The sequence below is a fragment of the Massilia sp. Se16.2.3 genome (assembly GCF_014171595.1).
GTDB lineage: Bacteria > Pseudomonadota > Gammaproteobacteria > Burkholderiales > Burkholderiaceae_D > Telluria.
Map to the genome: position 1 here is coordinate 4229784 of NZ_CP050451.1, position 10007 is coordinate 4239790.

A 10007-nucleotide genomic window follows, 5' to 3' on the forward strand; every position below is an offset into this window, starting at 1 on the left:
GGACTTGTTGCAGTCGAACGTAAGGTCGAAAAGCTCTGAACTCGACACAAGACTGGGATAGAATCGGTGCCTACATGATTACTGTTTAGATAATTCCATCCAATGCGGCGCTCTTTCCCGTCACTCTTCCGCTACGTTGCTCTGTTGTTGGTGCTTACCGTTTTCAATACGGGAATTGCCATGGCTTCGTACGTCTGTCCAGAGCTGACGACGAAAGTGATGGACTCGCAGATGATGGACGGCATGCCATGTGCTGGCATGGATATCGAAAAACCGGTGCATTGCGCTGAACTTTCTGCAGACACCAAAGCATCGCTGGAGCACCACAGCGGACCTCCAGGTTTGGCACCGCTCTCGAATCCAGCGTTAGTGCGAATCCTTGTACCCCTGCTGCAGATGGCGTCGCCCACGTCGTGGTCTGGCGAGATTCCCGAGCCTGGCGTCGCCCCGCCGTACCTCCGTACGCTCAGAATCCGAATCTAATTTCCTCCCCGCCTGCTTAACGCCCGGCTAGCTATTGCCGCCGGCGCTCGTTTTCATTCGCGGAGGATTTATGCTTTCTATTTTCACGTTGTATACATCCGTGCTATGCGCCACTGCACGGAAACGCCACACCCTGCTCGCGGCTGTACTGCTTCTTACCTCGAGCCTAGCTAACGCCAGCCCAACGCTGCTCACGTTCGACGAGGCGCTACGTCTAGCGGCAGCTGCCTCCGCCTCTGCCAAGGCCTCTCGTGCTTCGGTCGCGGCAAGTTCTCAGGCGGCAGCAAGAGCCGACCAACTACCGGACCCGATGCTTAAGCTGGGCCTCGACAATCTGCCTGTGTCGGGTCCCGACAAATTCCGTCCCAATGCCGACTTCATGACAATGCGTCGGATTGGCATCGAACAGCAATGGGTCTCCCGAGACAAACGCCAAGCGCGGTCAGAACGCGCTCAACGCGCGACGGAGAGCGCTGAAGGTGCATACCTCGAAAAGGTCGCGACTGTACGCGAAGAAGCCGGCAAAGCTTGGCTAACTGTTCTGTACAGACAGCGGGCAGTAGTGCTATCACGGTCCGTTGCACGCCAGATGGAACAAGACCTCGCAGCCCTTCAGGCGGCACATCGCGGCGCCAAGGCTTCGGCTAGCGATGTGCTGCAGGCGAAGACGGAACTAATCTTGAGTCGCGACTCGATACACGCGGCGGAGCAGGAGCTGGAAACTGCGCGAATTAACCTGCGCAGATGGACGCGCACGGACATTGTCGGGGTGGCAGACACGCCCCCTGAACTCACAACACACGTTCCGACTCTGCCGGCCTCGGACCTTGAACGCTATCATCCTACCGTTCTCAACGCGCGCCGTGCAGTTAGCCTCGCTGACGCTGACAAAGCGGTGGCCGTCCGTGAGCGTAATCCTGATTGGTCGTTTGAAGCCGGCTTTGCCCAACGTAGCAGCCAGTACTCGAACATGGTGTCGTTCGGCGTGAGCATTCCGCTAACCCTCAACCGAACCCAGCGACAGGACCGTGACATCGCGGAGAAGTCCGAGCTCGGAACGAAAGCCAGACTGGAATATGAAGAAGCGCTGGTTGACATGCAGTCGACGATACAGGTGCAGTCGGCTCAACTCGAAAGCCGCAAGCGCCGTATTGCGCAGCTCAATTCGGAACTGCTCCCAACTGTCAATCAACAGGGTGACTTGGCACTTGCTGACTACCGCGCTGGCACAGGCACGTTGACTGCGGTTTTCAGGGCCAAGCGTGCTTTGCTCGAAAAGCGTTTGCAAGTGAATGCACTAGAAGAGGAAGCCGCCCTTATCTGGGCGAGCTTGGAGTTACACCTAATCCCGCATGACATCGCAACGCAATCGAGAGCAGCACAATGAACAAGGTCAACAAATCACGAGTTGCAGTCCTCATCGTCGCAGGTTCCCTTCTTGCCTATGGCGGCTACTGGGCGGGCACGAGAGCGACTGTATCGGGAACCGGTACTAGCACGCGCGGTACTGCGCCATTAACGGCCTCGCCAGCGTCTAACGTCGACCCAGCCACAGGGAAACGAGTCCTGTACTGGCATGACCCTATGGTCCCAGGCAAGCGCTTCGACAAACCAGGCAAGAGCCCTTTCATGGATATGCAGCTCGTCCCTGTGTACGCAGAGGAAGGTGGTGAAGCGGCCGGCGTAAAAATCTCACCGTCACTTCAACAAAACCTCGGCATTCGATTTGCGACCGTCCGGCGCGCCGAGCAAGCGGCTTCTCTTGAACTTGTAGGCAGTACCCAGTTCGATGAAAGCAAAGCCGAAGTTGTACAGAGCCGCGTGGCAGGCTTCGTCGATAAGCTACATGTACGCGCACCACAACAGCAAGTGAAGCGCGGACAAGCTTTTGCGTCTATCTATGTCCCAGACTGGCTGGCTCCGCAGGAGGAGTATCTGATGCTGAAGCGCAGCGGCGACACCACCTTAACGGCTGCAGCTCGCCAAAGGATGCGTGCCCTATCTATCCCAGACTCGATGGTGGCGGCCATGGACCGTACAGGTCGACCACAAAGCCACCTATCGCTCTCCTCTCCAGTTTCCGGCGTCGTCACCGAACTAGCGGTCCGAGAAGGGGCGCAGGTTACGCCTGGGATGACGATTGCAAAAGTCATCGGTATGAAAACGATTTGGCTGCTTGCTGAAGTGCCAGAGGCAGTTATCGGTTCAGCGCGTCCTGGTATGCAGGTAACCGCAACCTTCGGCGGAGACCCACAGCGCACTTACCAGGGCAAAGTACGTGAGATTCTGCCAGGCGTAAGTACCACCACCCGGACAGCCCAAGCTCGACTGGAATTGGACAATAAGGATGGGAGCTTGATTCCGGGAATGCTTATGCGAGTCAGGCTCAGCGCTGCGAAACCTGAATCCCGTCTCCTTGTTCCATCCGAGGCCATCATCGCGTCGGGTAAACGCTCCATCGTTTTTGTTGCTGACGAGAAGAACAGCATGCGCCCAGTGATTGTCGCTCCAGGACGAGAAATCGGCGACGAAACTGAGATTCTCAGTGGGCTGAGCGAAGGCCAGCGCGTAGTAGCGTCTGGTCAATTCTTGATTGATTCGGAAGCGAATCTGAAGTCGATACTGCCGAAGCTTGTGACCGACGCCTCGATGCCCCCTACAGACGTCAGTCCAAGCGCACCGGCACCGGACGCGCAACCAAGTCCAATGCCACAGATGTCGATGTCCCCTAAGACGACAGATACGAAGAAACCTGTCCAACCATCGTCACCATCCCACCAAGGAACTGGCAAAGTCGAACAGGTAACTGGCGAAGCGATAACGCTGTCGCATGGCCCTATCGCCACTCTGCAGTGGCCTGCAATGACGATGGACTTTAAGAAGCCGAAGCCTGATTCGTTCAAGGAAATCAAGGTTGGCCAGACCGTCCAGTTCTCGTTTGTCGAAAGCGAAGACGGTTATGAGCTCAAAAGCGTTGTGGCCGCGGCCGGAGGTAAGCCATGATTGCCCGCATCATACGGGCGTCAATCGCAGGGCGTGTCTGGGTTCTCATTGCGGCCGTGTTGGTAGCGGTCTGGGGCGTCTACTCCTTGCGCGCAACGTCCCTCGACGCCCTTCCCGACCTTTCAGACACTCAGGTCATTATCCGAGCCCAGTATCCCGGCAAGGCGCCGCAGCTAGTCGAAGACCAGGTCACCTATCCATTAACGACGGCTCTCCTCTCGGTGCCGGGAGCGAAGACCGTTCGCGGCTACTCGTTCTTCGGAGACTCATTCGTCTACGTCTTGTTCGATGACGATACTGACCTGTACTGGGCGCGCTCACGTGTTACCGAGTACGTCAACCAGGTGCAGAATCGCTTGCCCGCCGGCGTGCGAGCAGAACTAGGACCTGACGGCACCGGTGTTGGATGGGTGTTTGAGTACGCCTTAGTCGACCGAAGTGGGAAGAACGACCTTAGCCAGCTTCGCGCTATCAACGACTGGTTCCTGAAATTCGAACTCAAGACCGTGCAGGACGTTGCCGAGGTAGCGAGCATTGGTGGGATGGTCCGTCAGTATCAGATTGTGCTCGACCCGGACAAGCTGCGGGTGTTTGGCATGTCGCACGCCCAGGTACTCGAAGCAGTCCAAGATGCAAACGAAGAGTCAGGCGGTTCTGTCATCGAGATGGCCGAAACTGAGTACATGGTGCGCTCCCACGGTTATTTGCGCTCGTTGGAGGACTTCCGAAATATCGTTCTTAATGCGAGCGATGCGGGCACGCCAGTCCTGCTTCGCGACGTGGCCTCGGTCCGCCTGGGACCAGAGATGCGCCGCGGGATAGCGGAGCTGAACGGGGAAGGAGAGGTAGCAGGCGGCGTTGTCATTATGCGCTCGGGGAAAAACGCGCTCGACACCATCGAAGCAGTGAAAGCCAAGCTAGCGACACTTCAAGCGTCCCTTCCGAAAGGTGTCGAAGTCGTGACCACTTACGACCGTTCGAAACTGATTTCAGCGTCGGTTGCGAACTTGCGTGACAAGCTCATCGAAGAGTTCGTGGTCGTCGCTATCGTATGCGCTGTCTTCCTCTTCCACGTTAGGAGTGCGCTCGTCGCTGTCGTGACACTTCCACTCGCAGTACTCGCCGCCTTCATTGTGATGCGATACCAAGGTGTGAATGCAAACATCATGTCCCTCGGCGGCATCGCTATCGCGGTCGGGGCGGCAACCGACGCTGCTCTAGTACTTATCGAGAACGCGCACAAGCACCTGGAGGCGCATGCGCACGCCCATCCGAAAACGAGCCTCGACGCTCGTACCCGCTGGGACGTCATCGCGAAGTCGTCCGTGGAAGTCGGTCCTGCACTCTTCTTCTCGCTTCTCATCGTCACGCTTTCGTTTATTCCTGTGTTCGGCCTCGAGGCGCAAGAAGGCAAACTGTTTGCACCTCTCGCCTTCACAAAGACGTATTCGCTTGCCGCGGCAGCTGCACTTTCAATTACGCTGGTACCAGTGCTGATGGGTTACCTCATCAGGGGACGCATACCCAGCGAGGAGTCCAATCCAGTAAATCGGCTGCTTATCAAAGGCTACCGGCCACTTCTGGAAGCAACTTTGAAACATCCTTGGACAACGCTCGGCATGGCTTTGATTGCACTACTGCTGACGGCTATCCCTATTTCGAAACTGGGAGGAGAATTCCTTCCCCCATTGAATGAGGGGGACCTGCTGTACATGCCCTCAGCGCTTCCAGGGCTTTCTGCAGCGAAGGCCAGCGAGCTGCTCCAGCAAACAGACCGCCTCATCAAAACCGTTCCCGAGGTGGCCACTGTATTCGGCAAAGCTGGTCGCGCAGAGTCCGCGACCGACCCAGCTCCGATGGAAATGTTCGAAACGACGGTTCAGTTCAAACCACGAGACCAGTGGCGTTCGGGCATGACGCCAGAGAAGCTCGTAGAGGAGCTCGACAAAGTTGTGAAGGTTCCCGGGCTCTCGAATGTCTGGGTGCCGCCGATTCGCAATCGCATTGACATGCTCTCCACCGGCATTAAAACCCCAGTCGGTGTCAAAGTATCAGGCCCCGACCTGGCTCAAATCGACAAGATTACTACCGCAGTTGAGGCGGCAGTAAAGACAGTCCCAGGTGTCACCTCTGCCCTTGCTGAGCGGCTAAGCGGCGGCCGGTATATCGACATCGACATCGACAGACTTCGCGCAGCAAGGTACGGCATGAGCGTCGCGGACATACAGACCATCGTGTCGTCGGCAATCGGTGGTGAGAACGTTGGAGAAGTTGTCGATGGGCGCCAACGTTTTCCGATAAACGTACGCTATCCGCAGGACTATCGGAACTCTGTCCAGTCCTTGCGCGAGCTTCCCATCGTGACCGGACGTGGTGCCCAGATTCAGCTCGGCGACGTCGCATCGCTAAGTGTCACCGACGGCCCTCCCATGATTCGTAGCGAGAACGCAAGGCTTTCAGGATGGGTGTATGTAGACGTCCGCGGCGTTGACCTGTCGACAGCCGTTCGCGCGATGCAGGAGCAGGTGCATGACAAAGTGAAGCTGCCGCCTGGTTACGCCGTGGGATGGTCCGGGCAGTTCGAGTACATGGAACGTGCGGCCGGTCGGCTTAAGACAGTGGTGCCGCTTACCCTGCTGGTCATCTTCCTGCTGCTCTACCTGGCATTCCGTTCCACTGCTGAAGCCGCGCTGCTTATGCTGACCGTACCGTTCGCCCTAGTCGGAGGATTCTGGTTTATTTGGGCTCTCGGACATGCAGTATCGGTGGCAACGGCGGTTGGGTTTATTGCACTTGCAGGACTTGCTGCAGAGTTTGGCGTAGTGATGCAGGTGTACTTACGAAATTCACTTCAGGCTCGCCTAGATGGGGGACAGCCCCTGACACGCGAGTTGATTCTGGATGCGATACGTGAGGGCGCCCTGTTGCGAGTACGTCCCAAAGCAATGACTGTCGCGGTCATCCTTGCTGGCCTGCTCCCAATCATGTTCGGTGATGGTGCCGGGTCCGAGGTCATGCAGCGAATTGCCGCACCAATGGTCGGAGGGATGGTGACGGCGCCGCTTCTCTCGCTGTTCGTCATCCCAGCTGCTTGGCGTCTGCTGCAGGAGCGCGCTATACCAGGACGCTAGGTACTCGACCGCAAGCTCTGACTGTGGCTGGGCTAACAAAAGCAGTTCGCCCAGCCGGTGCGGCTTACAACGTCGTTGCGGCATACGCAATACAACCGTGCATAAAACCATTCGCTACACATTGGCCTACTGAAGTCGACACTTCGTCAGGACTTCGGTGAGCCTTTGTAGAGCAGCCTGATGACCACGTATCTGGAAATTGATGAACTAGCCGTATTGTTGGGAAGAAGCGCCCATACAATCAGGCGGGACCTCCTCCGAAACCCAACAGCCGTGCCGCCAAGGATGTACATCCATAGGACGAAAATGCTTCGGTGGCGGGCACACGAGGTAGAAATCTGGATGCATGAGACTGGCTGGACTCGACGTCCCTCGTAGTTGGGACAGCGAGGACCTGACGCATTGACCGCCATCGCGGTCGGTCGAGAAGCCACAGCCTCAAGGCCCGCATCGGCCGGGGAGATGATACCCAGCTTGCCATCGACAACGCGCAAAAGTTGAATGCAATACGCTGCTGCCGATTTGTGTACCTGCTCAGCCCTACCGGTGCAGCGCTGGTCCAGGTGTGCTAGAAAGACGCACGGAACTGCCCAATTGCCTGCACAAGAGTACGCAGATTCAGGGAGCATTTCGCCCTTGATTGTAATGACGGACGAATCCGCTCAGTATCACCGCAAGCTACGGCACGTGGAAGTCAGCGGCCTCATGAACGGAGCCAACCTCACGCACATACGCAGATTTAGGGAAGCTTGCGGCCGAGCGTGTAGCGAGACCATCTGTCGCGGCCTTGGCCTTGTTGCGAGGTAAAAGAACTGACTACACACGACATAGGCCTCTATCGGAATTGATGGCTAGCCAGCGTATTTGAGCGGCCGCCCGGTAGGCTTACCGTCTGTAGTAGGACGCCGACCTACCGAAAAACTAGAGCGATGGCCGTGGCAATTAGGCTTATCAGCAATGCGCCCATCCCCAAGCTGACCAGGAATATGGGCGCTCGCTTTTCGTCCTGCAAAATCACACGTATTTTCTTAAGCATTCGTAACCCTCATCAAGGCCGTTGCCACTCATCCGCAAGACTTCAATCTGAACTCGCGACAATGAACGGGCTTCGAGTGCGACATCTACCTAACACTCTGCAGTGCATACCGGGCGCGCCAAAACTTTCGCAAACTGAACATTTAAGCTCTCTTTTCGGAGGTCGTACTCGACCAATCTTGATACCAGTTCGTCGCGAGCGTGGACATATAGCTCCTCGCAAAGACCGGGGATGAGTTCGTTCGCGTTTTCGTCGAGATACGCCAGCCATTCCTCATCCTGCATCTTTACCAATTCGCGAATGTAGCCCCGGAGAACAGGCGCTAACTCAGCAATTTCCTCATCACTCGTCCCGCTGTCTACCAATAGCGCTAACTCTCGAATCAGTGCGATAAGCAGGTCAACAGGAAAAAAGCTGGGCAGCAAATTGCGACCTGTACGGCGCGAAAGCTCCAGTTTTACCGTAGCTACTGACATAAAAAGTCCAGTCTGTGAATGAAGTTTTTAGGGTTGAAGGCAGCCGTTTCCATCGCCTCAGAGGGTGCTGCTCACGAAGCGGTCATGTGCATGCCGTATCGTGAAATATTGTATACTATACTTTATAGACGTACTATGGGGATTCGCACATGCTGCTGGCACATGAGCGCTCCCTTCAAATTTTTAACCGCCCGAGAGCGGTTTGCCCGCAATTTACGCGAGTGGCGTTCTAAACGCGGTCTCAGCCAAGAGGCACTTGCAGCAGAATCTGGCCTCTCAAGAGTGTTTTTGTCCCGAGTCGAAACCGCTGCCGCTACAGTTTCATTAGATAACGTGGAAAAGCTGGCCCACGTTCTAGGCATCGACATCGTAGATTTGCTGCTGCCATAGAGACTTCGAGGCCTGCTGCGCTCGTCACTTTGCTACCGAGACAGTTGATGAGAGGGGGCGATATGCCTAGGAAATTGCCGGACTATTTGCCAGCGGACTGGCCAGAGCATGCAGGAATTCCTACCAAAGACGAGTGGGAGCGCGCACAAGAAGAAGACCTTATTGCCGAGGTAGCGTTCACCCGGATGAGGGAGCACCCGCCCTCCACGGTACCAACGCCAGAATCAATCGCCGCTGGCAACGCCGCCATGGCAGAAGCTTACGCGCGCGCAGCACAGCTGGTTGTGCAAAGGATTGAGAGCAGAGAATTGCTAGGCATTGATGAGTTTTGCGAGGAGGTCGGTGTAACTCGCGACTGGCTGAGCGATGCCTTGACAGAAGGTAGGCTGTTTGCAATTACCGGACCTCAAGGGCGTAGTTTCTTCCCCACTTTTTATGCAGATGCCAGTGTGAAGCGTACCGATATTGAACAGGTCGCCCGTGTGCTGTCACCACGTGACCCGGGTTCTCAATACTGGTTTTTCACTAGCATCAGGACATCACTCCAGGGGACACCGCTCGATGCGCTACGCGCGGGTCGACTTGATGCTGTACTCAGAGCGGCAGAAATGCACGTGGAAGGTGCCCCGCCCCGTGTGCTTTCGGTTGTCGAGGAACTTGCAGGGCAGTCCGGACCGCTGACGGTGCCTCAGCAGCATGACCCATCTGAGTCGTTTGCTGACGTGTTAAACGGTGCTACGAGAGGCTGATACATGGTACGTGTGTCCGCAAATACAATGAGTACGTGACAAACATAGTGTCCACAGCTCCGGCAAACGAGACGGCAATGATTCCTCAACGACCGAAGTATGCATGGACGAGCAGTAGAATAAAACAAAGCCGGTATTGCCATCCGAACAACAGAGCGCACATCGAACAAGACTCGCTGTCCACAAGCTTCAGGATGCGCTGCAGTTAAGAACGCTCCCGTGGCCCTCCAATAGACGACCGAGCTGCGGGTTCGGACCTACTTCTAGAGGTCTAAGCGCATTGGTCCTCTACTTTTTTATTTTACGGGGTTTCTTACTTTCCTTAACTGAAACGTCCGTATCAGGCCGCGAATTTCGGTCGATATCGGGCAACGGAAGGTCCAACTGGTCCGTAGACATCCCAGCCGCTGTAGCGTTGTACAGCCATCGCATGAATTTTTCTACAAGAAATCGATTCTCAGCAGTCAATCTTGTAACAGTCGCCTCAAGTGATTGAACGCGAGGGTCGCGGACTTCCTCGCTAAGCGCTGGCGATTTTTTATGCTGTGACCGTTGGTCCCGCAACATTCCCACACGAATGGTATATGCGGACTTTATCTGGGGTTGTCGGTCTAGGGCTTGGCGCGTGTACGTAGGAAGACCGGCGGCGGTCAGTGCCTCAATCAGAAAGTCCCATGTAAGTTTATTCGTTGGCCAAGCGTCAATGATTTGAACTGCGACACGGACAATCTCGTCATCT

The 10007-nt window shown here is 56.0% G+C and carries 6 protein-coding genes; 5 read left to right on the forward strand and 1 reads right to left on the reverse strand.

All coding sequences use genetic code 11. From position 1 onward, the window contains the following. Positions 1 to 553 precede the first annotated feature (553 nt). From G4G31_RS19300 to G4G31_RS19310, 3 genes are read left to right on the forward strand one after another with little or no spacing between them, the layout of a single operon-like run. On the forward strand, positions 554 to 1870 hold the full coding sequence (locus G4G31_RS19300; protein ID WP_182988982.1) for a TolC family protein: 1317 nt from the start codon (positions 554 to 556) through the stop codon (positions 1868 to 1870). Then, a complete protein-coding gene (locus G4G31_RS19305) occupies positions 1867 to 3486 on the forward strand; it encodes an efflux RND transporter periplasmic adaptor subunit (protein WP_182988983.1) in 1620 nt (539 codons plus the stop codon). Before G4G31_RS19300 ends, G4G31_RS19305 begins: the two co-directional genes overlap by 4 nt. After that, positions 3483 to 6617: an efflux RND transporter permease subunit gene (locus tag G4G31_RS19310; RefSeq protein ID WP_182988984.1), complete on the forward strand. Its 3135-nt coding sequence runs from the start codon at positions 3483 to 3485 to the stop codon at positions 6615 to 6617. Before G4G31_RS19305 ends, G4G31_RS19310 begins: the two co-directional genes overlap by 4 nt. Before the next feature lie 1125 nt (positions 6618 to 7742). Here G4G31_RS19310 and G4G31_RS19315 read toward each other — a convergent pair. Continuing rightward, entirely contained in the window at positions 7743 to 8129 is a 387-nt protein-coding gene (locus G4G31_RS19315) for a hypothetical protein (protein WP_182988985.1), read from the reverse strand. A 162-nt stretch (positions 8130 to 8291) separates the two neighbouring features. Between G4G31_RS19315 and G4G31_RS19320 the strand changes: the two genes are divergently transcribed. Together G4G31_RS19320 and G4G31_RS19325 are read left to right on the forward strand one after the other, a co-directional pair. Beyond that, entirely contained in the window at positions 8292 to 8519 is a 228-nt protein-coding gene (locus tag G4G31_RS19320; protein ID WP_182988986.1) for a helix-turn-helix domain-containing protein, read from the forward strand. A gap of 62 nt (positions 8520 to 8581) precedes the next feature. Further along, entirely contained in the window at positions 8582 to 9268 is a 687-nt protein-coding gene (locus G4G31_RS19325) for a hypothetical protein (RefSeq protein ID WP_182988987.1), read from the forward strand. Positions 9269 to 10007: the final 739 nt, after the last annotated feature.

Bases quoted from the DNA above. Each gene is read 5' to 3' on its own strand.
- G4G31_RS19325 (WP_182988987.1), top strand. From the start codon at position 8,582: ATGCCTAGGAAATTGCCGGACTATTTGCCAGCGGACTGGCCAGAGCAT.
- G4G31_RS19300 (WP_182988982.1), top strand. From the start codon at position 554: ATGCTTTCTATTTTCACGTTGTATACATCCGTGCTATGCGCCACTGCA.
- G4G31_RS19320 (WP_182988986.1), top strand. From the start codon at position 8,292: ATGAGCGCTCCCTTCAAATTTTTAACCGCCCGAGAGCGGTTTGCCCGC.
- G4G31_RS19315 (WP_182988985.1), bottom strand. From the start codon at position 8,129: ATGTCAGTAGCTACGGTAAAACTGGAGCTTTCGCGCCGTACAGGTCGC.
- G4G31_RS19310 (WP_182988984.1), top strand. From the start codon at position 3,483: ATGATTGCCCGCATCATACGGGCGTCAATCGCAGGGCGTGTCTGGGTT.
- G4G31_RS19305 (WP_182988983.1), top strand. From the start codon at position 1,867: ATGAACAAGGTCAACAAATCACGAGTTGCAGTCCTCATCGTCGCAGGT.